General features: G+C 43.2%; 1 protein-coding gene. It reads left to right on the forward strand.

The features are described from left to right. On the forward strand, positions 1 to 332 hold a 332-nt coding region (locus D7Y13_RS42535), incomplete at its 5' end, for a fibronectin type III domain-containing protein (RefSeq protein WP_147452692.1). Positions 333 to 463 lie beyond the last annotated feature (131 nt).

The following is a 463-nucleotide window of genomic DNA, read 5'->3' on the forward strand; positions in this document are numbered from 1 at the left end:
CTTATATTGCCACTGAAACCCTGCGCGGCAATCAGTTGCCCACAACACCGGTATTGGTAGCACCCAAACCTGAAACCAAATTTACTTACGACAAAATCACACTCAGTTGGAAATTGGTATCAGATAAAGACGGCGATAAGTTGCAGTATAAATATTGTGTGTGGCCAGAAGATAAACTCTCCAACTTCAATGATTGCACACCAACAGATACCACTAAAGTGACTGTCTATGGGTTGGAAATGGGTCGCGCCTACAACTGGAGAGTGCTGGTTGAAGATGGCAAAGGTGGTTCAGTGATGAGTGAAACAAGACGCTTTTCGCTCGTCAAATAACGATTGGTAGAAATATAGTCCTCTGCAACACAGGATGCCTTTGGCATCCTGTGTTGCCATTTAAAACTCGAATTCAAGACTGAAACGTAAATTGCTTTCCGGCGTTTCTTCATCCAGGCCAAATAATAAAC

It is taken from the genome of Corallococcus praedator (genome assembly GCF_003612125.1).
Taxonomy (GTDB): Bacteria; Myxococcota; Myxococcia; order Myxococcales; family Myxococcaceae; genus Corallococcus; species Corallococcus praedator.